Genomic DNA, 20,743 nt, shown 5'->3' with positions numbered 1-20,743 from the left:
GCCGTCCCCACGAGCGTCATGGCCTCCGGGAGCCCGCATGAAACCGATCAAGCACCTCTACCTGCATTTCACCGACGGCCAGCGCCTGTCGCTGCGCTTCCCGCGCCAGCAGGACGACCCGGCCGAGGTCGCCCGCAGCATCCGCCAGCAACTGGACACGCCCTACCTCAGCGTCGAGGTCGACGGCGACCTGCTGCTGATCCCGCGGGACAGCATCAAGTACCTGCAGATCAGCCCGGCGCCGGCGCGCCTGGACGACGACGGTACGCTGCGCGGCGCCGAGCTGATCGTCTGAAGGCTGTCCTCGCCGGCGTCAGTTGCCCTCCCGGCGCAGCGCCTGCGGGGTGAAGTCGCGCGGCCCGACCTGCACGCCGAAGTCGTACATCGGCTCGTTGTTGTCCAGCCCATCGACGAAGTAGCGGCCGCCCTTGAAGTCGTAGATCGCTTCCAGGGTGCTGGAGACCAGCGGCACATCGTAGTAGTTGATCGGGTGGACCTCCTGGGCCCGGGTCAGCGCACCATCCTTGTCGTAGATGTCGGCGGCGAGGATCTGCCAGCTGTCCTCGTCGAGGTAGAAGCGGCGCTTGGCATAGGGATGGCTGAAGCCCTTGCGCAGGGTCGCCTCGACCACCCAGACGCGATGCAGCTCGTAGCGCAGCAGGTCGGGATTGATGAAACGGCTCTTGAGGATGTCGCCATAGGCGAGGCCCTTCTGGTGCACCGCGTAGCTGTTGTAAGGCACCAGCATCTCGCGCTTGCCGAGCAACGCCCACTCGTAGTGGTCCGGTGCGCCGTTGTAGACATCCACGGTGTCCGCCGTGGCCATGCCGTTGGTGTCCGGCTGCAGGCTGTCGTAGGCCAGCGTCGGCAGGCGCCGCACGCGCCGCTCGCCACGGTTGAAGCGCCAGGCCTTGCGGATCGACAGCACCTGGTCGAGGGTTTCCTGCACCACCAGCGCCGAACCGGCCAGGCGCGCCGGCGCGACCACCTTGTACTTGTAGTAGAACAACGTGTTGTCGAGGTTCTCCGGGATCATCCCCGCGCGGCCATAGACGAAATACAGGTAGCGGTCGAGCTTGAGCAGGTTGTAGCTGCCGTTGGCCAGCACCGCCGCCTGGTTGGTCTGCAGGTGCAGTTGCTCGCCGCGGTAGCGCATGATGTGGTTCCAGATCGCTTCCTGGCCGCTCTGCGGCAGGGGGAAGGGCACGCCGGCGGCGGCCCCCTGCACGCCGTTGCCGTCGGCGATCAGCTCGGCGCGGCTGGCGTTGGCGCGGGTGGCGTCGTAGAGGCGCTGCGGCAGGGATGCGCTGCGGCGGGTGGGGAAGACCCGCAGGTGGTAGTCCGGGTTGGCCTGCAACAGGGCCTGGGTGCCCGGCGTCAGCAACGCCTGGTAGGCGGCCATGTTGCGGCTGTCGACGAGCAGGCGCGGACGATCGGCGGCGAACGGGTCCAGGTGATGCATGCCGGGCCGGTAGCCGGCCGGCGCCTGGGTGATGCCGCCGGTCCAGGGCGGGATGCTGCCATCGGCGTTGCCGGCCCGCTCCGCTCCCAGCGGGGTCAGGTCCTGGCCCAGGCGCGCGGCCTGGACCTCGTCTACCTTGGCTTGCGCCGCCCAGGCGCAACCGGCGCCGAGCAACAGGATGCCCAGTTTCTTCAACACAGCAGTCTCCTTTGCAGCCGGCCGAGCCGTGCCGCTCTTATTATTGGATCCGGCCGGAGCCGGGAAACGTGCAGCTTGAAGGTGAGGTCCGCCGGGTTTTCCCGGTCTGCTTGGAGTCCCGGCGCCGGTTCGGCGCCAGGGGTACGACGCTGGTGCGGTGGATCAGTCGACGCGCTCGAACTTGAGATCCCAGACACCATGTCCCAGGCGCTCCCCGCGCCGTTCGAACTTGGTCACCGGGCGCTCTTGCGGGCGCGGCACGAAGCGGCCGTCTTCGGCCTGGTTGCGGTAGCCCGGCGCCGCGCTCATGACGTCCAGCATGTGCTCGGCATAGGGCTCCCAGTCGGTGGCCATGTGCAGCACGCCGCCGATCTTCAGCTTGCGCCGCACCAGTTCGGCGAATTCCGGCTGGACGATCCGCCGCTTGTGGTGGCGCTTCTTGTGCCAGGGATCGGGGAAGAACAGCAGCAGCCGATCGAGGCTGGCGTCGGCCACGCAGTGGCGCAGCACTTCCAGCGCGTCGCAGCTATACACCCGCACGTTGCCCAGGCCCTGGGTCAGCAGGCCGTTGAGCAGCGCGCCGACGCCCGGCTTGTGCACCTCGACGCCGATGAAGTCGAGGTCAGGCGCGGCGGCGGCCATTTCCAGGGTGGAATGGCCCATGCCGAAGCCGATCTCGAAAGTCCGCGGCGCCTGGCGGCCGAAGATCGCGTCGAAGTCCTGGACCTTGTCGCTCAGTTCCAGGCCGAACTTCGGCCAGCCCAGGTCGAGGCCACGCTGCTGGCCTTCGGTCATGCGCCCGGCGCGCATCACGAAGCTCTTCACGGTGCGCATCGGCCGTGCTTCGTCGTGTTCCGCCAGGGAGTCCTGGGCCGGGGGTTGCGGGGTATCGCTCATGGAAAAGAAAACCTTGCTAGAGACAGAAGGGCGGGCTGCCTGCCGGACGCTTCCCGCATCCGGCGGACAGCCCGCCCCGGGTAGTCGGAATCAGTCGATCAGGCCATCCAGCGGCGACGAGGCGCTGGCATACAGCTTGCGCGGCATGCGTCCGGCCAGGTAGGCGAGGCGACCGGCGACGATCGCGTGCTTCATGGCCTCGGCCATCATCACCGGGTCCCTGGCATGGGCGATGGCGGTGTTCATCAGCACCGCCTCGCAACCCAGCTCCATGGCGATCGCCGCGTCGGAAGCGGTGCCCACGCCGGCGTCGACCAGCACCGGGACCTTGGCTTCCTCGAGGATGATGCGCAGGTTGTAGGGGTTGCAGATGCCCAGGCCGGAGCCGATCAGGCCGGCCAGCGGCATCACCGCGATACAGCCGGTCTCGGCCAACTGGCGGGCGATGATCGGGTCGTCGCTGGTGTACACCATCACGTCGAAGCCGTCCTTCACCAGTTGCTCGGCGGCCTTGAGGGTCTCGACGACGTTGGGGAACAGGGTCTTCTGGTCGGCCAGGACTTCCAGCTTGACCAGGTTGTGCCCGTCCAGCAGCTCGCGGGCCAGGCGGCAGGTGCGCACGGCCTCGACCGCGTCATAGCAGCCGGCGGTGTTCGGCAGGATGGTGTAGCGATCCGGCGGGATCACATCCAGCAGGTTCGGCTCGCCGGGGTTCTGGCCGATGTTGGTGCGGCGCACCGCCACCGTGACGATCTCCGCTCCGGAGGCCTCGATGGCCCGGCGGGTCTCGTCGAGGTCCTTGTACTTGCCGGTCCCCACCAGCAGGCGCGAGCCATAGGTACGGCCGGCGATGACGAAGGGGGTATCGGTGCTGGATGCTTGGCTCATCGGATGACTCCTGGATGGAAAGGCTTGCGGGGCCGATGGAAGAAATTCGGGGCCTAGCCGCCGCCGATGGCGTGGACGATCTCCACGCGGTCGCCATCCTTGAGCGCGGTGCTGGCGTGCTGGCTGCGCGGCACGATATCCAGGTTCAGCTCGACGGCCACGCGGCGGCCGCCAAGCTCCAGGCGGGCCAGCAGGTCCGCGACGCTCTGCGCGTCGGGGAGCTCGAAGGCCTCGCCGTTCAGTTGAATCTGCATGGCTGGACGGTCACGAAAGTGTAAGGGAGCGGCATTCTAGCCCGATCCACCCCGATGACCAAGGCGCCTTGTCGACAAGTGCGCCGCCCGAGGCAACCGGTCTCAGGCGTTGCCCAGGCGCCAGGCGGCCAGCCCCAGGCACAGCCAGCCGGCGAGGAAGGAAACGCCGCCGAACGGGGTGACGATGCCGAGCTTGCCGACGCCGCTGAGGGTCAGCAGGTAGAGACTGCCGGAGAACAGCAGGATGCCCAGGGTGAACAGGCCACCCGCCGCGCTCACCAGGCGGCCGTCCAGGCGGGTGGCGAGCAGCGCCACGCCGAACAGCGCCAGGGCGTGGATCAACTGGTAGTGCACGCCGGTCTGGAATACCGCCAGGTGCTCGGCGCTGAGCTGCTTCTTCAGGCCGTGGGCGGCGAACGCCCCGAGGGCCACGCCGGTGAAACCGAAAAATGCCGCCAACAACAGGAAGGGACGAAGCATGGACAAGACTCCGGTGATAGCATCCAGCCCGTTATAATGGCCGCCCCCTTCTTCCAAGCCAAGCCACGCATGTTGCGATCCCTGCTCCGTCGCCTGTTCAAGTACCTGCTCTGGTTCATGGCCGCCAGCGTCGTGCTGGTCGCGGTCCTGCGCTGGGTGCCGCCACCGGGGACCATGGTCATGCTCGAACGCAAGGTCGGTTCCTGGGTCGACGGCCAGCCCATCGATCTGCAACGCGACTGGCGCTCCTGGGAGCAGTTGCCGGACAGCCTGAAGGTCGCGGTGATCGCCGGCGAGGACCAGCACTTCGCCGAGCACCACGGCTTCGACCTGCCGGCCATCCAGCAGGCGCTCGCGCACAACGAGCGCGGCGGCAGTATTCGCGGCGCCAGTACGCTCAGCCAGCAGGTAGCGAAGAATGTCTTCCTCTGGTCCGGGCGCAGTTGGTTGCGCAAGGGCCTGGAGGCCTGGTTCACCCTGCTGATCGAGACGCTCTGGACCAAGCAGCGGATTCTCGAGGTCTACCTCAACAGCGCCGAATGGGGCCCGGGCGTCTTCGGCGCGCAGGCTGCGGCACGCTATCACTTCGGCCTCGACGCCGAACGCCTGAGCCGCGCCCAGGCCAGCCAGCTCGCCGCGGTGCTGCCCAGCCCGCTGAAATGGAGCGCGGCCAGGCCGGGACCCTACGTGCGCCAGCGCGCGGCCTGGATTCGCCAGCAGATGTGGCAGTTGGGCGGCGAAGACTACCTGTTGCGCCTGGAGCACTAGCTAACCGGCGGCCCAGCCTCTCGCTCCTGGGTGAGGACTTGGTGGCGCGTCGAAGGCCTGCACGATAGTCGCCATCGAACCATTCTTCTGCGAAATAAGGATTCCTCTGATATTCCAACATTGAACCGAGCTGCAGGATCAGGGCTTTGGATGCCTATGGGCACCTGCCTTCGTTTCCGCTGAGCGTTTCAGGATGAAAGCGGGTGCTCGTCGATCACGGCCCGGTTCCCGCTCAGCGTGCGCGGAGCAGGACCAGCAGGGAGCACCGCATGTCCATCCGATGCGATTTGCGCTTCACCTTCACCGCCGGCCCCGAGGCGTTCGAGGTCATCGAGTTCCACCTCGTCGAAGGCCTCTCCGAGACCTTTCACCTCGACGTCCATCTCAGCTGCGCCAACCCCGCCGTCGACTTCGGCCAGATCCTCGACCGTCCGGCGCTCCTCACTATCTGGCAGGGCGGCCAGCCCGTGCGCTACGTGCATGGCTCGGTGACCTCGTTCCAGCAGGGCAACACCGGCTTTCGCCGCACTCGCTACCGCGCCATCGTCGAGCCGCGCCTGGCCCGCCTGCAGCTGGCCTCGGACTGGCGCATCTTCCAGACCCTGTCCGTGCCCGACATCGCCACCGCCGTACTGAAGAAGCACGCCATCACCCTGGACTATGAGCAGAAGGTCACCAACCTCCACGCTCCGCGCGAGTACTGCGTACAGGCCGGCGGCACCGACTACCACTTCGTCGAGCGCATCATGCGCGAGGAAGGCTTTTTCTACGGCTTCCTGCACAACGCCGAAGGCCACCGCCTCATCCACTGCGACCGCCTGTGGATTTTCGGCAAACAGCCTGGCCTGCCGGTGGAGTACAACCCGCAGGCCGGCGGCGACCGCCCGGGCCCGGCGCTGCGCAGCTTCACTTACGGCGAGAACGTGCGCACCGCGCGCCAGACCCAGCGCGACTACAACTTCAAGAACCCGCTGTACAACCAGCAGACCAAGCGCTAGGGCGAGGGCGAGGGCGAGGGCGAGGGCGAGGAAATCTACTGCGACGAATTTGGCCGAGTGAAGGTGCAGTTCCCCTGGGACCGGGAAGGCCGCCACGACGAGCACAGCTCCTGCTGGATACGGGTGTCGCAGAAAATCGCCGGCGCGCTCTGGGGCCACATGGCCATCCCGCGCATCGGCCAGGAAGTCATCATCTCCAACTTCGATAGCGACCCGGACCAACCGGTCATCACCGGCAGGAGCTTCAATGCCAACCAGCGCCCGCCCTACGAGCTACCCCGGCACAAGACGCGCATGCCCCTCAAGAGCCAGACCCACAAGGGCGAGGGCTTCAACGAGCTGCGCTTCGAGGACGAGGCCGGGCAGGAGGAAATCTTCATCCACGCCCAGGAGGACCAGAACAACATCGTCAACCATGACGAGACCACCTTTGTCGGCCACGACCGCAAAGAACAGGTCGAGCCCGACGAAGTCATCGACATCGGGCATGACCGCACGGAAACGGTAGGCAACGACGAGCGGGTGACCATTGGCCAGGACCGGCGCCACGACATCGACCGCGACGACTACCTGACCATCGAGCGTAACCACACCATTACCACCGGCAAGACCGCACCGAACAGGTGGGCAACCACCGCCGCGACAAGACCGCCGCCAACCACTGGGTGGAGATTGGCGGGCACCTGGAGCAACGGGTGGAGGGCAATGCGCTGTTGGAAGCGGGCAAGTCAATTATCCAGCGCTCGCGCGTTGTCGAGCTACAGGCTGGCGAAGTCTTCCGCCTGTACGGCCCCGGCGGAACCATCACGCTGCACGACGGAGGCATCACACTGGAGGGGATCGCCATCGCCCTGAAGGGGCCGATGAGGGTGCAGCCTGGTGGCAGTGGCCATGCGCTGTCCTGGACAGCCAGCCGCTAATCGGCCTCCCCTTCGATCCATCCAGCCTGCCTCTGCCCGTGGCAAAAAGGCTGGAGGGCAGTTATCTTGGAAACTACTATTTGATGACTGTAGTGACTGCCTGCATTGTCAGCTCTTGATGTCAGATCAATCAGACCGATCTGCTCAAAAAACCGATCAAGACGGAACTTTTATTATTGTAATACAAACTCGCGAAGGCGAGAAACTTAGACTTTCAGGGAGGTATCGTGTGGTTGCCGAGATTCCGTATTTGAATACCCTGGGGTACGCACTAAGTATAGTCTATACCCTCTTGTCTTGATTGAATTTCTTTAAGAACAGGACTGGCTGCCAAACTCAACATTTCGGAATATCTAAAGCTGTGATTTCCGGAGAGGCAGTAGACAATTTTATTAAAAAATTAAATGTTATCTTCATAATTAACGCCAAGAACTGCAAGTGCTTGCAAAGCAAGAGCCTGCCCTTCTTTAGTGCCTGACTTTTGTGCGAACTCAACTAGTTTTTTAATTAAACTGACGCTACCTTGATCTGGCTCGACGAACTCAGATATGTTGTCCATAGCAACAGCGGTGTCCCACACAGCCTGATTGAGTATCTCTAGGCATGATGAATCAGCCCTTGATGTATCACGAGCCTTTGCCAAATTGGACTTGGTTCGATCTAAGGCTTCGTGCGCGATCTGAAGTAGCAAGTAAGGGAAGGGGGGGGTTGGGGTTCGGCGCTTCCTGCACGAGTCGCTGATAAGTCCAGCAAGCATTGCTGAGCCTTCGGCCTCAATACGGAGGGACTCATCTGGAACTGAGTTAGTTCTAGCCTTTGCGATATAGCCTAAGACGTAAGCGTCGAACTGTGTCTCGGCTATCATGGCTTGGATCTGATTATTTCGATTATTATAGTTCATAAGTTGCCCTTGATCAGGGGGAAGAGTCTAGTTAGTGTGATTTGTTTCTGAATGACGTAGTAGACTTCCCCGTCCAACGCCTAAACGCGTGCCTAAAGCAAGCTGGCTCTGAGTATCCCAGAATATCGCTAATACGTTCTACTGGAATTGACGAATTCAAAAGTAGTGAAATTGCCCGAGCTTTGCGTGCCGTATCTACAATCTGGCGGTAGGAACAGCCTTCGTCCGCAAGGCGCCGTCTGATAGTCCGTTCATTCATCCGTAGATGCTTTGCGGTAGTCACCAAACTAGGGTAGCAATCAGGTATGGACTCAAGAAATAATTCAATTCGCTGACGGAGTCCTCCCATCTCTATTTCTAGCAAAGCATTGAAGGTTTCACTGGCCATAGCCAGAGCCGACTGAAACACCGCTGGGTTGGCAGTTACTAGTGTTTTACTCATTTGTTGAGCTGGAAATTTGAATACTATCTCACTCAATTCATGACTTACAGGTAAAGAAAAAAAGTGTTCATAGTTTGTTTTATCTGAGCTGTACACCGGCACTGTCAAAGCGCTGATGGGGAAGTCCGTCCCCAACAAGTCCATCATAAGTTTGTAGGACGCTGAAGCTATAACGTTTACGTGGAATTGACGCGATGCGGCAGTCCACTCGGGTTTAAAGTTAACCAAAATATGGACTTCTACCTCGTAATGCTCTCCAGCATTGACACGAACATCAGCTATATCACGGTTGAACAACTTTACATATGCCCTAATGACCTTCAAAAGATCCACTACATTCTCAGCACACTGCAACGCCAAACCAATAACACCGTAATCAGATATATGATAGTAGGTGCCTAGATTCAGACCTTCCTCGCCTGAATACCCCTTGCTAACTATCCAGTTATAAAGTCTATCACTTCTTAGTTGCTGGCTTGTTTCTATGGGTGGTGCCGGTATACCCCGGTCACGAAGATAATTCTGTAGTGGTCTCCATTCAAAATCGAGTATGTGTTCGGTTGTTAGGTCCATGCTCACTTTACTCCAACAGTCCTAGATATGGCTCGAAATGCAGCAATGGCTTCATGTTCCATGCTTATTCCGTCAACATTATAGTTGCTATAGGCGGAGGTCTTTGCAATGACCACGCCTCTTTTGGGATTGACGTATATGAATTGCCCGTATACTCCGATAGCCAAGAACTCCCCTTCCATTCCTTCGGGAATCCACCATTGGTACCCATAGCCAAGATTTGGCTCGCCGCTTTCTTTGAAACGCCCAGGACGCAAATGATCACTTCGAGGCTTGGTTGATGCTGTTACCCACGCGGAGCTTACGATCTGATTTCCGTTCAAGCTTTTTCCGTTCCGAAGATAAAGTAGACCAATACGTGCAAAGTCCCTTAGGCAAAGATTTACACCGCCGAAAGCCAGCTCTGTCCCTTTATCATCAGTTAACCATTCTCCTTTACACTCAGCCCCCAGTTTAGACCACAGTCTTTTACTCATGAACTTTGATGGCCCCATACCAGTCGAACCTAGCAGAACCATGCCAAGTACCTGAGTATCCGCGCTAACATAGTGGTGTACTCTACCTGGTGCATCTCCTCTTCTCAATGAGCTGACTGTTTCGTTTACTGATCCACCAAGTGCGATGGTCCTCCCCAGTTGGTTAATATCTGAGTCCGGATCTCCGTAGTCCTCATTGAAAGCTATTCCTGAAGACATCTCGAGCACATCTCTCAAAGAAACACCCGCGTATCCGCTAGTGGATAGCTGTGGAGCGTAGAGGTTTACAGGGTCTAGCAAGCTATGTATTGACCCATCATCAACTGCCATTCCTATTAAAAGTGACATTATGGACTTGCTTAATGACCATCCTATAGCAAGACTTTGAGAGCTATTTCCTTGAAAGTATCTCTCATAGGCTATACGGTCGTTACTGAATACTATTATGCCTGTGGTATTGCTACTCTTTATCCAGTCGTCAAATAAAATTTGCCTACCTTGAAAGCTAAATGACACAGGCATATTGGCTAACTCAGTCTGAAATTGGTTTGTCTCGCTGCCCTTTATGACTGGCAAGGATTCGAACATGTCCGGCATGGATCGGAAGTTTTCGTTAATCTTATTCGAGTCAAACAAAGTATGCAGTTTCCAAAACCTCACGCCTTTGCTGCCAATGTAGGTAGCCGTCAGAATTACTAGAGCCGCCGAAAGAACAATGACAATTTTCTTATTTGTATATTTTTTTATCATTCGATTTAGTCCTTTTTTTCTAGGCTTGCTGGTAGCGTGGAGATTTCTAGTACCTGGGTTAAGTTAAATTCTCTGCAGCCTCTCTCCAGGCTAGTAAATCCGAGTGCTATTTTTATCTTTTTCAAGTTTGCCACTGGTTAACAAACTGGTCAGTTAATAAGCTATCTTTGTTTCGATAACACCTAGAGCTTGTTAAATGTTTTGAACTAACTTAAACGATACTTTTTAGTATAAATGTTTATAGAACCAGTATGCCCCTTGCCTGGCTAGAGTACGTTCGGACAAATACAGGATATTTTCGGACATTCTATTCGATTGAGTGCGCTGTCCATTCAATACATACTTGCCTTGGTTTATTTCCTCATAAAATTGATGAACTGACGGCATGTGTGGGATGTAGTTAAATGATTGAACCAACGTAGAAGAGTCGCCCCGTCCTGACATGGACGGGGCATTTTCTAGCTGCGCTCGAGTTAATCACTCAACTGTGTGGGCAGACTGCGAATAGTAAGCGTGCCAGCATTCTCGTCGAAGTCGATCGTGGAGCCCCAGCAGGTGAGCCTCGAAGCTGATCGACAGTTCTTCGGCGCGGCCGGTGATGCGGCGGAACTGGTTGAGGGTGCGTTTATCCGCCGGGATCTCAGGCGATAGTCGGGTTCTACCCCGTTTCCACGGACGGTTTGAAAAGGGGTGAAAACTTCAGATCTTGCCGGACGACTCTACGACGCATTCGTGGGTTATGAAACCGCTCGATGTAATCGAATAGATCCCCCGTGCTTCATCACGGGTCCGATACGATTGATGGGCAACCCGCTCTCGCTTAAGCAGACCGAAGAAGCCTTCACAGGCCGCGTTATCACCGCAATGACCGACTGCACTCATGCTGCAAACCAGCGTGTTGCTATTCAGAAAGCGTTGGTAATCCGCACTGGTGAACTGACTGCCTCTATCGGAATGCAGAATTACCGACCAGTCCCTCGGCGTTGCCAGATCGCCATCTCCACCGCTCGGATCACCATCTGCCGATCCTGGCGATGATGCATCGACCAACCGATCACCAACTTGCTGTACAGGTCGAGCACCACGCACAGGAACAGCTTGCCTTCCAAGGTGGCAATCTCCGTGATGTCCGTGACCCATTTGCGCTCCGGCTCAAGGGCGGTGAAGACTCACTCTAACAAGTTGCTCACGCCGGCTGGAGGCTGGAGGCTGGAGGCTGATCGACCAAAGCACACTTCTTCCGGCGCGGCCAGCCTTGAATGCGCTCTGCTGCCATCAGGCGGGCAACGCGGTTCAGGGCTGACGGTTTCACCTTCGTCGAGCAGATCCTCGTGCATACGTGGCGCTCCGATCATGCCACGGCTGTGCTCGTGGATCTCACGAATACGCTTCACCAGACGCGCATTCGCGCGGGCACGCGGGCTTGGCGCGCGATCCTGCCAAGCGTAATAACCATTGGCGGACACTTTCAGACATCGGCACATCAATCGCACAGGGTACTTCATTGCGGCAGCGCTGGATCACCGTGTGCCGCTCGATGACTCCTTGGCAAAGTACGCTGCCGCGTCTCTTAAAAAATCACGCTCCTTGGCACTCGGGCCAATTCACGCTTGAGACGAGCAAGTTCCTCATCTCGCGGGCTTCCCGTGCCGAGAAAGGCCTTTTCTACACCTGATTGAGCCTCTCGAACCCAGCGCGTGAGCAGGTTCGGAGCAACGCCAATCTCCAGGGCCACCTGTCGGCAGCTCGCCCCTGAACGGCGAACCAGTTCGATGGCTTCCCGCTTGAACTCGGGCTGTATCTCTTGCGCTTGGACATGAACACTCCTTCAGCTCAGCGTGAGCTTACTCGAAAATGTCCGTGGTAACGGGGTAGAACCCTCTTGCGTTTTGGAGGCTGAGCTTCCGTTATCTGAGAGGCTTTTCCAGGGCCTGGCGCGGCACCGCGAGCATCAACCGCAAGTCGTCGTCCGGCAGGTGCGCGGTCAGGCCCAGTTGCGGATAGACCCAGGCCTCGCCCTGGGCCAGTTGCAGGCGCAGGCGCGGCTGGCCGAGGCTGGCCAGCAGTCGCTCGGCGCCGACCCGACCTTCTGGAATCATGCTCAGGGCCACGATCGGCTTGTCGCCCAACTGTCCTTCCAGCCCCGCGCTCAATGGCTGCGGCGCGCTGCCAGGCTTCAACGCGGATGCCCGCTGCAGGCTCAGTTGCTCCTCGGCGCTCAGTCCCAGCTCGCCCTCCACCTGCCAGGGGCCGCCATCGCCCAGCAGGCGGCCGCGGAAGGCCAGGCGCACGCCATCCAGGCGCGGGTCCACCCACAGCTCGCCATCCACCGCGTCATGCAGCTCGCGCAGGGTCAGGGCGTTGTCCGCCAACGGCGCCAGTACCTGCTCCCGCCAGTCGGCCAGCCACGGCAACGGCCGCGCCGGTTCCGGCGTACGGACCAGCCAGGCGCCGACGACGAAGGTCAGGACCGCCAGCGACAGGTAGAACAGCCAGCGGGTATTGCGCGGCATGGGATTCCTCCGGGCAGAAAAAAACCGCACCCTTGCGGGGTGCGGTTTTCGCGAGGCGCGGCGATCAGGCGAGAATCCGCCCTTTCAGCTTGCTCATGGCGTTCTTTTCCAGTTGCCGGATACGCTCGGCGGAAACGTTGTACTTTTCCGCCAGGTCATGCAGCGTGGCCTTCTCCTCGGACAGCCATCGCTGCTGGAGAATGTCGCGGCTGCGCTCGTCGAGGCCTTCCAGCGCCTCGTGCAGGTTGGCGCTGGAGCTGTCGCTCCAGTCGGCGTCTTCCAACTGGCGCGCCGGGTCGTAGCGGTGGTCTTCGAGGTAGTGCGCCGGCGACTGGTAGGCGCTCTCGTCGTCCGCGTCGGCGGCCGGGTCGAACGCCATGTCCTGGCCGGTCAGGCGGCTTTCCATCTCGCGCACTTCGCGGGGCTCGACACCCAGGCTCTCGGCGACGCGATGGACTTCCTCGTTGTTCAACCAGGCCAGGCGCTTCTTCTGGCTGCGCAGGTTGAAGAACAGCTTGCGCTGCGCCTTGGTGGTGGCGACCTTGACGATCCGCCAGTTGCGCAGGATGAACTCGTGGATCTCCGCCTTGATCCAGTGCACGGCGAAAGACACCAGGCGAACGCCCATTTCCGGGTTGAAACGCTTCACGGCCTTCATCAGGCCGACGTTGCCTTCCTGGATCAGGTCGGCCTGGGCCAGGCCGTACCCCGAATAACTCTTGGCGATATGAACAACGAAGCGCAGGTGCGCCAACACCATCTGCCGCGCCGCTTCCAGGTCTTGCTGATAGAAGAGGCGTTCGGCCAGTTCGCGCTCCTGTTCCGGCGACAACAGCGGGATGCTGTTCACCGAATGCACGTAGGCTTCCAGGTTTGCGCCTGGAACCAAGGCATGTACAGGTTGCAGAGAAGTGGTCATGCGAATCCTCCGATTCACGAAACTCGCGCAGTGTAGCACTCGGATATCTGACTGCAAGCGGGTGTATAAGTTCCTTTACAGCGCCTGCTCACGGTCGTCTCCCCACCGCCTCAGCGCGGCGCCAGTTCGCGCAGGTGGCGGGCCACGGCCAGCCAGGCGCCTACCCAGCCGAGCAGCACCGCGCCGACGGTGAGCGACAGGCCGTCATCCAGCGGCACGCCCTGAAGGCCGAAATCGCTGCCGTACAACCCAGAAAGGTTGACCACCGAACCGTTCAGCCAGTTCAGCGAATAGGCCAGCAGCGCCCAGGACAGGATGCCCGCGCCGAGGCCGTACAGCGCGCCCATGTACAGGAATGGCCGGCGCACGTAGCCGTCCGTCCCGCCGACCAGCTTGATCACCTCGATTTCGTTACGGCGATTTTCGATGTGCAGGCGGATGGTATTGCCCACCACCAGCAAGAGGGTCAGCACCAGCAGGATGGTCAGGCCGAAGACGAAGCGTTCGCCGAGCTTGAGGATCGCGCTCAGGCGCTCGACCCATACCAGGTCGAGCTGCGCCTGCTGCACATGAGGCAGCTCCGCGAGTTGCTGGCGCAGCGCCTCCAGGCCGGCCCGGTCGATCTGCTTGGGCGTGACCGAGATCACCGGTGGCAGCGGGTTCTCCGGCAGTTCCTTGAGCGCTTCGCCCAGGCCGGACTGCTCCTGCAGTTCGCTGAGCGCCTGCTCGCGGCTGATCAGCTGGGCCTCGATCACGTCCGGCAGGCGTTCGATCCGCTCGCGCAGGTCCTGGCCCTGGTTTTCGCTGGTCTTCAGGTCGAGGAACAGGGAAATCTGCGCCGCGCGCTGCCAGGAGCCGCCGAGCCGCTCGACATTGTTCAGCAGCAGCGAGAGGCCCATCGGCAGGCTCAGGGTGATACCCATCACCAGGCAGGTGAAGAAGCTGCCGAACGGATGGCCGAACAACCGGCGCAGGCTGTCCACCAGGCTGGCGCGATGGCTTTCCAGGTAGGCGCCGAACGAGCCGCTCCAGTCGGTCTGTTCCTGGCTCGGCTTCTCGCGGGTCTTGCGTTCCGGGGCGCCCTCCTCGGGGCCGCGGGGGAGATCGTTGGCGCTCATCAGGCCTCGTCCTCACGGTCAGCGATGATCCGGCCACGCTGCAGGGTCAGCATGCGATGGCGCATACGGGCGATCAGGGCCAGGTCGTGGCTGGCGATCAGTACGGTGGTGCCCAGGCGGTTGATGTCCTCGAACACGCCCATGATTTCCGAAGCGAGTCGCGGGTCGAGGTTGCCGGTGGGTTCGTCCGCCAGCAGCAGGGCCGGCTGGTGGACGATGGCGCGGGCGATGCCGACCCGCTGCTGCTGGCCGGTGGAAAGGTCGGAAGGCAGCGCCTCGCCCTTTTCCTTCAGGTTCACCCGCTCCAGGGCCGAGGCCACGCGCTTGGCGATTTCCGGCTTGGGCATGCCGAGGATCTGCAGCGGCAGGGCGATGTTCTCCGCCACCGTGCGATCGGTGAGCAACTGGTGGTTCTGGAACACCACGCCGATCTGCCGGCGCAGGAAAGGGATCTGCGCGGTGGTGATGCGCCCCAGGTCCTGGCCGCCGAGCAGCAGCTTGCCGCTGGTCGGTCGCTCCATCGCCAGGATGAGGCGCAGCAGGGTGCTCTTGCCGGCGCCGGAGTGGCCGGTGACGAAGAGGATCTCGCCACGGTGCACGCGGAAGGACACCTCGTGCAGGCCTACGTGGCCGTTGGGATAGCGTTTGCCGACCTGCTCGAAGCGGATCATGCGTTCTCCCGCTCTGCGAAGAGTGCCTGGACGAAGGCATCGGCCTCGAAGGTACGGAGATCGTCGATCCCCTCGCCGACACCGATATAGCGGATCGGCAGGCCGAACTGCTTGGCCAGGGCGAAGATCACCCCGCCCTTGGCGGTGCCGTCCAGTTTGGTCAGGGCCAGGCCGGTCAGCTCCACGGCGAGGTTGAACTGCCTGGCCTGGTTGATGGCGTTCTGCCCGGTGCCGGCGTCGAGCACCAGGAGGACCTCGTGGGGCGCCGTCTCGTCCAGCTTGCCGATCACCCGGCGCACCTTCTTCAGCTCCTCCATCAGGTTGTCCTTGGTATGCAGGCGTCCGGCGGTATCGGCGATCAGCACGTCGATGCCGCGGGCCTTGGCCGCCTGCACCGCGTCGAAGATCACCGAGGCGGAGTCGGCGCCGGTGTGCTGGGCGATCACCGGGATGCGGTTGCGCTCGCCCCAGACCTGCAACTGCTCCACGGCGGCGGCGCGGAAGGTGTCGCCGGCGGCCAGCATGACCTTCTTGCCCTCGAGTTGCAGCTTCTTCGCCAGCTTGCCGATGGTGGTGGTCTTGCCCACGCCGTTCACCCCGACCACCAGGATCACATAGGGCTCGCGCGCGACGTCGACCTGCAACGGCTGCTCCACCGGACGCAGCAGGCTGGCCAGCTCTTCCTGCAATGCCTTGTACAGCGCGCCGCTGTCGGCCAGCTCCTTGCGCGCCACGCGCTTGGTCAGGTTCTGCACGATCAGGGTGGTGGCCTCGACGCCGACGTCGGCGGTCAGCAGGCGGGTCTCGATGTCGTCGAGCAGGTCGTCGTCGATTTCCTTGCGGCCGAGGAACAGGCTGGCCATGCCTTCGCCGATGCTGGCGCTGGTCTTGGACAGGCCCTGGCGGAGGCGGGCGAAGAAGCCCGGCCTGGCAGCCGGCTCGCTGGCGGCCGGGGCGGCGGCCACCGGCGCAGCGGGCTCGGGCTCGGGCTCGGGCTCGGGCTCGGGCTCGGGCTCGGGCTCGGCGGCCAGGATAGGCTCGGGCTGGGCGACGGGCGCCTCGACCGGCGTCGCGGGCTCGCCATGGGCGAGCGGCGCTTCGGCAACCGGCGCCGGCGGCATGGCCGGCACGGCAGCGGGCGGCTCCTGCCGCACTGGCTGTTCTGTCAGGGCCGGCGCCGCGTCGTCGGCAGGCGTGCGCTGCTCGGCGGCCGATGTCTCGGAAACCGGCTCGACAGGCTGATCGGCAGGCTGCTCGCCGGCTTGCGGCTTTTTCCGCCACCAGCCGAACAGGCCTTTCTTTTCCCCGCCCTGCGGGGCCTTCTTGTCGTCGTTGGAACCAAACATGAATGCTTGTATCTCAAGGGAGCGGCACGGGACGTGGCCGCCCGGAAAACGGATGGGTATCCTAGCATCTCCTCGCCCGACGGGGCTAAGGGTCCTGCCCCGCAGTGACCTGAGACCCCGGTGGCGGCACGAAAGGTCCAGATCACCATGAAAACCCCAGCTCGCCGCCGCGTCGGCCTGCTCCTAGCCAGCCTTTGTCTCCCGCTTTTCGCCCAGGCGGCGGAAACCCAGCCCACCCACGAGTTCAGCCTCGACAACGGCCTGAAGGTCATCGTGCGAGAAGACCATCGCGCCCCGGTGGTGGTTTCCCAGCTCTGGTACAGGATCGGCTCCAGCTACGAGACACCCGGGCTCACCGGCCTGTCCCACGCCCTCGAACACATGATGTTCAAGGGCAGCCGCAAGCTCGGCCCGGGCGAAGCCTCGCGGGTGTTGCGCGACCTGGGTGCGGAAGAGAACGCCTTCACCACCGACGACTACACCGCCTACTACCAGGTCCTGGCCCGCGACCGCCTGCCGGTGGCGCTGGAGATGGAGGCCGACCGCATGGCCCACCTGAGCCTGCCGGCCGACCAGTTCAAGAGCGAGATCGAGGTGATCAAGGAGGAACGCCGCCTGCGCACCGACGACAATCCCAACGCCCTCGCCTTCGAGCGTTTCAAGGCCGCCGCCTACCCGGCCAGCGGCTACCACACCCCGACCATCGGCTGGATGGCCGACCTGCAGCGCATGACCATCGACGACCTGCGCCACTGGTACGAATCCTGGTACGCGCCGAACAATGCCACCCTGGTAGTGGTCGGCGACGTCACCGCCGACGAGGTCAAGACCCTCGCCAAGCGCTACTTCGGCGAGATCCCCTGGCGCCAGCTGCCGCCGGCGCGCAAGCCGCTGGAGCTGGCCGAGCCCGGCGAGCGCCGGCTCAAGCTGTACGTACGCACCCAGCTGCCGAACCTGATCATGGGCTTCAACGTGCCCAGCCTGGGCAGCAGCGAGAACCCTCGCGAAGTCAACGCCCTGCGCCTGATCGGCGCGCTGCTCGATGGCGGCTACAGCGCCCGCCTGGCATCGCGCCTGGAGCGCGGCGAGGAACTGGTCGCCGGCGCCTCCACCTACTACGACGCGTTCAACCGCGGCGACAGCCTGTTCGTCCTTTCGGCCACGCCGAACGTGCAGAAGGGCAAGACTCTCGAGCAGGTCGAGGCCGGCCTGTGGAAGCAGCTCGACGACCTCAAGCAGAACCCGCCCAGCACCGCTGAGATCGAGCGCGTGCGCGCACAGATGATCGCCGGGATGGTCTACGAGAAGGACTCCATCGCCGCCCAGGCCAGCAGCATCGGCCAGCTGGAAAGCGTCGGCCTGTCCTGGAAGCTGATCGACCAGGACCTGGAGGCCCTCAAGGCAGTGACTCCGGACGATATCCAGAAAGCCGCCCGCACCTATTTCACCCCGTCGCGCCTGACCCTGGCGCAAGTGCTGCCTGTGAAGGCCGAGGAAAAGGAGGCCCGTCATGAGTGAGCGCACAGGGCTGCGTTATGGCCTGCTCGGCCTGATCGTCATCGCGTTGCTGGCCGCGCTGGCCTATTTCGTCGCGCGTCCCACCCAGACCCCGGCGGCGGCCCATGCCGCGGCGGTCGCGGAAAACCAGTTGCAGTCGCTGAAGGACGTCGCCAAGCAGGCGCCGGTCCATCGCAAGCTGGACATCCAGGAATGGAAGACCGCCGAAGGCGCCAAGGTGCTGTTCGTCGAAGCCCATGAACTGCCGATGTTCGACCTGCGCCTGACCTTCGCCGCCGGCAGCAGCCAGGACGCCGGCAGCCCCGGCCTGTCGATGCTGACCAACGCCATGCTCAACGAAGGCGTGCCGGGCAAGGACACCACCGCCATCGCCGCCGGCTTCGAGGACCTCGGCGCCTCGTTCAGCAACGGTTCCTACCGCGACATGGCGGTGGCCGGCCTGCGCAGCCTGTCCGACGCCGACAAGCGGACCCAGGCGCTGAAGCTGTTCGAACAGGTGATCGGCCAGCCGACCTTCCCGGAGGAGGCCCTGGCGCGGATCAAGAACCAGGTCCTGGCCGGTTTCGAGTACCAGAAGCAGAACCCCGGCAAGCTGGCCGGCCTGGAACTGTTCAAGCGCCTCTATGGCGAACATCCCTACGCGCACTCCAGCGACGGTGACGAGAAATCCATTCCGCCGATCACCCGCGAGCAGTTGCAAGCCTTCCACAAGAAGGCCTACGCCGCCGGCAACGTGGTCATCGCGCTGGTCGGCGACCTGTCGCGACAGGACGCAGAGGCGATCGCCGCGGAAGTCTCCAAGGCCTTGCCCCAGGGCCCGGCGCTGGCCAAGACCGCCCAGCCGGAAGCACCCAAGCCCGGCCTGACGCACATCGAGTTTCCCTCCGAGCAGACCCACCTGATGCTCGCCCAGCTTGGCATCGACCGCCAGGACCCTGACTACGCGGCGCTCTACCTGGGCAACCAGATCCTCGGCGGCGGCGGCTTCGGCACCCGCCTGATGGACCAGGTACGGGAGAAGCGCGGCCTGACCTACGGCATCTATTCCGGCTTCACCGCCATGCAGGCACGCGGTCCGTTCATGATCAACTTCCAGACCCGCGCCGAACTCAGCGAAGGTGCGTTGAAGCTGGTCCAGGACATCGTCCGCGACTACCTGGCCAACGGCCCGACCCAGAAGGAGCTGGACGACGCCAAGCGCGAACTGGCCGGCAGCTTCCCGCTGTCCACTGCGAGCAATGCCGACATCGTCGGCCAGCTCGGCGCCATCGGTTTCTACGGCCTGCCGCTGGACTACCTGGAAAGCTTCCTCAAGCAGGTCGAGGGACTCAGCGTCGAACAGGTCAGGACCGCCATGGCCAGGCACCTGGACGCCGACGCCTTCGTCATCGTCAGCGCCGGCCCGAGCGTGCCGCAGAAACCCCTGCCGCCGCCCACCGCCAAGCCGGCCCAGCAACCCAGCGGCGTTCCGGAGCATTGATGCGCAAACCTACTGCGAAAGTCCCCGGCCGCCATGGCGGCCAGGGCCAGTTGCGGATCATCGGCGGCGAATGGCGCAGCCGGCGCTTCGCCTTTCCCGATGGCCCCGGCCTGCGACCGACCCCGGACCGGGTCCGCGAGACCCTGTTCAACTGGCTCGCGCCCCATATCGAAGGTGCGCGGGTGCTCGATCCGTTCGCCGGCAGCGGCGCGCTGTTCCTCGAGGCGCTGTCGCGCGGCGCCCGCGAGGGCCTGGCCCTGGACACCAACGGCGAGGCGGTGGCGGCCCTGCGCAGCCATCTCGACGTCCTCAAGTGCGGCACCGCGCAACTCATTCTCGGCGACGCCCTGCGCTACCTGGAAAACCAGGTAGCGAGTGCCTTCGACCTGGTGTTCCTCGACCCACCGTTCCACCAGAACCTGTTGCAGGACGCCTGTCGCCTGCTGGAGACGCGCGGCTGGCTGAACGCCGAAGCCTGGGTCTACACCGAGAGCGAAAGCCCGCCCTCTTCCCTCGGCCTGCCCGGCAACTGGCGGCTGCACCGGGAGAAGAAGGCCGGCAACGTGCACTACGCGCTGTGGCAGCGCAGCGACCGGCCATGAACCCGGCCTCGCATGCGATACGCCAGCGCCTGCTGGCGCTCGGCGAGCGCAGCGTCGCGCAACCCGCCAGCGACTGGCAGGGCGACATCGCCCTGCCCGCCGAGCTGGAGCGTTTCTACCGCGAGGTCGGGCCGCTCGACTGCACCCTGGAGACTGCCGGCAATCCATTTTTCCTGCCGTCGCTGGCCCGCCTCTGGCAGCGCCAGGCCGGCTACCGCTGGCACGGCCTCAGCGGCGAGCGGCTGGCGGGCTGGCAGGACGACTGGCTGGTGGTGGCCGACCAGGGCGCCGATCCGTTCATCCTCGAGACCGGTAGCGGGCGCGTGCTGTTCGACCTGCACGGCGGCGGCGGCTGGGACCCCGCGCCATGCTTCGACGACCTGTGGCAGATGGCGGCCAGCCTGGCCTGCTTCGGCCAGGTATGGAGCGACGCCGGCGAGGACATCCTGCTGGAAGATTGCAGCGTGGCGCCATGCTACCGCCATCAACTCATCGACGAGTTGCTGCCGATCCTCGGCTCGCGCCAGCGCGCCGAGGATCTCGCCGACGAATTCGGCTGGTAAGCTGGG

At 62.7% G+C, this 20,743-nt stretch carries 19 protein-coding genes and 3 pseudogenes; 7 read left to right on the top strand and 15 right to left on the bottom strand.

From position 1 onward, the window contains the following. The first annotated feature begins 37 nt into the window (after window positions 1-37). Window positions 38-295 carry a hypothetical protein gene (locus B7D75_RS01925; RefSeq protein WP_003084524.1) on the top strand — a complete coding sequence of 86 codons (258 nt, stop codon included), beginning with the start codon at window positions 38-40 and terminating at the stop codon, window positions 293-295. Window positions 296-313: 18 nt separating this feature from the next. Here the strand turns inward: B7D75_RS01925 and B7D75_RS01920 are convergent, their stop codons facing one another. The 5 genes from B7D75_RS01920 to B7D75_RS01900 all read right to left on the bottom strand — a co-directional run bounded on the left by B7D75_RS01920 (window position 314) and on the right by B7D75_RS01900 (window position 4,179). After that, window positions 314-1,660 (bottom strand): DUF1329 domain-containing protein, encoded by a 1,347-nt coding sequence (locus B7D75_RS01920; protein ID WP_043103195.1) that lies wholly within the window; start codon window positions 1,658-1,660, stop codon window positions 314-316. 162 nt (window positions 1,661-1,822) lie between these two features. After that, the gene (trmB, locus tag B7D75_RS01915; protein ID WP_221411135.1) at window positions 1,823-2,494 is read right to left on the bottom strand and encodes a tRNA (guanosine(46)-N7)-methyltransferase TrmB; all 672 of its coding nucleotides are present in this window, start codon (window positions 2,492-2,494) and stop codon (window positions 1,823-1,825) included. 153 nt (window positions 2,495-2,647) lie between these two features. After that, window positions 2,648-3,445: a thiazole synthase gene (locus tag B7D75_RS01910; RefSeq protein WP_107113690.1), complete on the bottom strand. Its 798-nt coding sequence runs from the start codon at window positions 3,443-3,445 to the stop codon at window positions 2,648-2,650. Between the two features lie 53 nt (window positions 3,446-3,498). Beyond that, the gene (thiS, locus tag B7D75_RS01905; protein ID WP_003156175.1) at window positions 3,499-3,699 is read right to left on the bottom strand and encodes a sulfur carrier protein ThiS; all 201 of its coding nucleotides are present in this window, start codon (window positions 3,697-3,699) and stop codon (window positions 3,499-3,501) included. 102 nt (window positions 3,700-3,801) lie between these two features. Beyond that, a complete protein-coding gene (locus tag B7D75_RS01900; protein ID WP_107113689.1) occupies window positions 3,802-4,179 on the bottom strand; it encodes a DUF423 domain-containing protein in 378 nt (125 codons plus the stop codon). Between the two features lie 36 nt (window positions 4,180-4,215). Here B7D75_RS01900 and mtgA point away from each other — a divergent pair, with 36 nt between their 5' ends. Further along, window positions 4,216-4,947: a monofunctional biosynthetic peptidoglycan transglycosylase gene (gene mtgA, locus B7D75_RS01895; RefSeq protein ID WP_079976441.1), complete on the top strand. Its 732-nt coding sequence runs from the start codon at window positions 4,216-4,218 to the stop codon at window positions 4,945-4,947. Between the two features lie 269 nt (window positions 4,948-5,216). Further along, window positions 5,217-6,865: pseudogene (locus B7D75_RS30060) on the top strand (type VI secretion system Vgr family protein). A 400-nt stretch (window positions 6,866-7,265) separates the two neighbouring features. On the opposite strand, the gene B7D75_RS01885 reads toward B7D75_RS30060, so the two are convergent. The 10 genes and pseudogenes from B7D75_RS01885 to ftsY all read right to left on the bottom strand — a co-directional run bounded on the left by B7D75_RS01885 (window position 7,266) and on the right by ftsY (window position 16,574). Further along, window positions 7,266-7,766 carry a hypothetical protein gene (locus B7D75_RS01885; RefSeq protein WP_058174713.1) on the bottom strand — a complete coding sequence of 167 codons (501 nt, stop codon included), beginning with the start codon at window positions 7,764-7,766 and terminating at the stop codon, window positions 7,266-7,268. Between the two features lie 31 nt (window positions 7,767-7,797). Next, window positions 7,798-8,781: a helix-turn-helix domain-containing protein gene (locus B7D75_RS01880; RefSeq protein WP_107113688.1), complete on the bottom strand. Its 984-nt coding sequence runs from the start codon at window positions 8,779-8,781 to the stop codon at window positions 7,798-7,800. A 2-nt stretch (window positions 8,782-8,783) separates the two neighbouring features. Next, window positions 8,784-10,007 carry a serine hydrolase domain-containing protein gene (locus tag B7D75_RS01875; protein WP_071549151.1) on the bottom strand — a complete coding sequence of 408 codons (1,224 nt, stop codon included), beginning with the start codon at window positions 10,005-10,007 and terminating at the stop codon, window positions 8,784-8,786. Window positions 10,008-10,480: 473 nt separating this feature from the next. Next, a pseudogene (locus tag B7D75_RS01870) lies at window positions 10,481-10,658 on the bottom strand (nucleoid-associated protein); the annotation flags it as partial. 7 nt (window positions 10,659-10,665) lie between these two features. Beyond that, window positions 10,666-11,825: pseudogene (locus tag B7D75_RS01865) on the bottom strand (IS3 family transposase). An 89-nt stretch (window positions 11,826-11,914) separates the two neighbouring features. After that, window positions 11,915-12,520 carry a hypothetical protein gene (locus tag B7D75_RS01860; protein WP_107113687.1) on the bottom strand — a complete coding sequence of 202 codons (606 nt, stop codon included), beginning with the start codon at window positions 12,518-12,520 and terminating at the stop codon, window positions 11,915-11,917. 64 nt (window positions 12,521-12,584) lie between these two features. Beyond that, window positions 12,585-13,439 (bottom strand): RNA polymerase sigma factor RpoH, encoded by an 855-nt coding sequence (gene rpoH, locus B7D75_RS01855; protein WP_003084510.1) that lies wholly within the window; start codon window positions 13,437-13,439, stop codon window positions 12,585-12,587. A 110-nt stretch (window positions 13,440-13,549) separates the two neighbouring features. Continuing rightward, entirely contained in the window at window positions 13,550-14,557 is a 1,008-nt protein-coding gene (ftsX, locus tag B7D75_RS01850; RefSeq protein WP_043103790.1) for a permease-like cell division protein FtsX, read from the bottom strand. Beyond that, window positions 14,557-15,228, bottom strand: coding sequence for a cell division ATP-binding protein FtsE (gene ftsE, locus B7D75_RS01845; protein WP_033997950.1), 672 nt, complete (start codon window positions 15,226-15,228; stop codon window positions 14,557-14,559). The genes ftsX and ftsE overlap by 1 nt, the downstream gene beginning before the upstream one ends. Beyond that, window positions 15,225-16,574 (bottom strand): signal recognition particle-docking protein FtsY, encoded by a 1,350-nt coding sequence (gene ftsY / locus B7D75_RS01840; RefSeq protein ID WP_058136544.1) that lies wholly within the window; start codon window positions 16,572-16,574, stop codon window positions 15,225-15,227. The genes ftsE and ftsY overlap by 4 nt, the downstream gene beginning before the upstream one ends. A 120-nt stretch (window positions 16,575-16,694) precedes the next feature. Here ftsY and B7D75_RS01835 point away from each other — a divergent pair, with 120 nt between their 5' ends. Genes B7D75_RS01835 through B7D75_RS01820 form a run of 4 tightly spaced genes read left to right on the top strand, consistent with a single transcriptional unit; the run spans window position 16,695 to window position 20,737 of the window. Further along, window positions 16,695-18,092: a M16 family metallopeptidase gene (locus tag B7D75_RS01835; protein ID WP_079385082.1), complete on the top strand. Its 1,398-nt coding sequence runs from the start codon at window positions 16,695-16,697 to the stop codon at window positions 18,090-18,092. After that, window positions 18,085-19,572, top strand: coding sequence for a M16 family metallopeptidase (locus B7D75_RS01830; protein ID WP_012073980.1), 1,488 nt, complete (start codon window positions 18,085-18,087; stop codon window positions 19,570-19,572). The genes B7D75_RS01835 and B7D75_RS01830 overlap by 8 nt, the downstream gene beginning before the upstream one ends. Continuing rightward, window positions 19,572-20,174, top strand: coding sequence for a 16S rRNA (guanine(966)-N(2))-methyltransferase RsmD (rsmD, locus tag B7D75_RS01825; protein ID WP_033997953.1), 603 nt, complete (start codon window positions 19,572-19,574; stop codon window positions 20,172-20,174). The genes B7D75_RS01830 and rsmD overlap by 1 nt, the downstream gene beginning before the upstream one ends. Beyond that, window positions 20,171-20,737: a hypothetical protein gene (locus tag B7D75_RS01820; protein ID WP_034079243.1), complete on the top strand. Its 567-nt coding sequence runs from the start codon at window positions 20,171-20,173 to the stop codon at window positions 20,735-20,737. Before rsmD ends, B7D75_RS01820 begins: the two co-directional genes overlap by 4 nt. Window positions 20,738-20,743 lie beyond the last annotated feature (6 nt).

This window comes from Pseudomonas paraeruginosa, assembly GCF_003025345.2.
Lineage (GTDB): Bacteria > Pseudomonadota > Gammaproteobacteria > Pseudomonadales > Pseudomonadaceae > Pseudomonas > Pseudomonas paraeruginosa.
The sequence above is the reverse complement of the archived record's forward strand: the minus strand, read 5'-3'. Positions and strand labels throughout refer to the sequence as shown.

What these genes read in the sequence shown, in the direction of transcription:
- B7D75_RS01925 (WP_003084524.1), top strand. Translation starts at nt 38, where the DNA reads ATGAAACCGATCAAGCACCTCTACCTGCATTTCACCGACGGCCAGCGC.
- trmB (WP_221411135.1), bottom strand. Translation starts at nt 2,494, where the DNA reads ATGCGCACCGTGAAGAGCTTCGTGATGCGCGCCGGGCGCATGACCGAA.
- B7D75_RS01910 (WP_107113690.1), bottom strand. Translation starts at nt 3,445, where the DNA reads ATGAGCCAAGCATCCAGCACCGATACCCCCTTCGTCATCGCCGGCCGT.
- thiS (WP_003156175.1), bottom strand. Translation starts at nt 3,699, where the DNA reads ATGCAGATTCAACTGAACGGCGAGGCCTTCGAGCTCCCCGACGCGCAG.
- B7D75_RS01900 (WP_107113689.1), bottom strand. Translation starts at nt 4,179, where the DNA reads ATGCTTCGTCCCTTCCTGTTGTTGGCGGCATTTTTCGGTTTCACCGGC.
- mtgA (WP_079976441.1), top strand. Translation starts at nt 4,216, where the DNA reads ATGGCCGCCCCCTTCTTCCAAGCCAAGCCACGCATGTTGCGATCCCTG.
- B7D75_RS01885 (WP_058174713.1), bottom strand. Translation starts at nt 7,766, where the DNA reads ATGAACTATAATAATCGAAATAATCAGATCCAAGCCATGATAGCCGAG.
- B7D75_RS01880 (WP_107113688.1), bottom strand. Translation starts at nt 8,781, where the DNA reads ATGGACCTAACAACCGAACACATACTCGATTTTGAATGGAGACCACTA.
- B7D75_RS01875 (WP_071549151.1), bottom strand. Translation starts at nt 10,007, where the DNA reads ATGATAAAAAAATATACAAATAAGAAAATTGTCATTGTTCTTTCGGCG.
- B7D75_RS01860 (WP_107113687.1), bottom strand. Translation starts at nt 12,520, where the DNA reads ATGCCGCGCAATACCCGCTGGCTGTTCTACCTGTCGCTGGCGGTCCTG.
- rpoH (WP_003084510.1), bottom strand. Translation starts at nt 13,439, where the DNA reads ATGACCACTTCTCTGCAACCTGTACATGCCTTGGTTCCAGGCGCAAAC.
- ftsX (WP_043103790.1), bottom strand. Translation starts at nt 14,557, where the DNA reads ATGAGCGCCAACGATCTCCCCCGCGGCCCCGAGGAGGGCGCCCCGGAA.
- ftsE (WP_033997950.1), bottom strand. Translation starts at nt 15,228, where the DNA reads ATGATCCGCTTCGAGCAGGTCGGCAAACGCTATCCCAACGGCCACGTA.
- ftsY (WP_058136544.1), bottom strand. Translation starts at nt 16,574, where the DNA reads ATGTTTGGTTCCAACGACGACAAGAAGGCCCCGCAGGGCGGGGAAAAG.
- B7D75_RS01830 (WP_012073980.1), top strand. Translation starts at nt 18,085, where the DNA reads ATGAGTGAGCGCACAGGGCTGCGTTATGGCCTGCTCGGCCTGATCGTC.
- rsmD (WP_033997953.1), top strand. Translation starts at nt 19,572, where the DNA reads ATGCGCAAACCTACTGCGAAAGTCCCCGGCCGCCATGGCGGCCAGGGC.
- B7D75_RS01820 (WP_034079243.1), top strand. Translation starts at nt 20,171, where the DNA reads ATGAACCCGGCCTCGCATGCGATACGCCAGCGCCTGCTGGCGCTCGGC.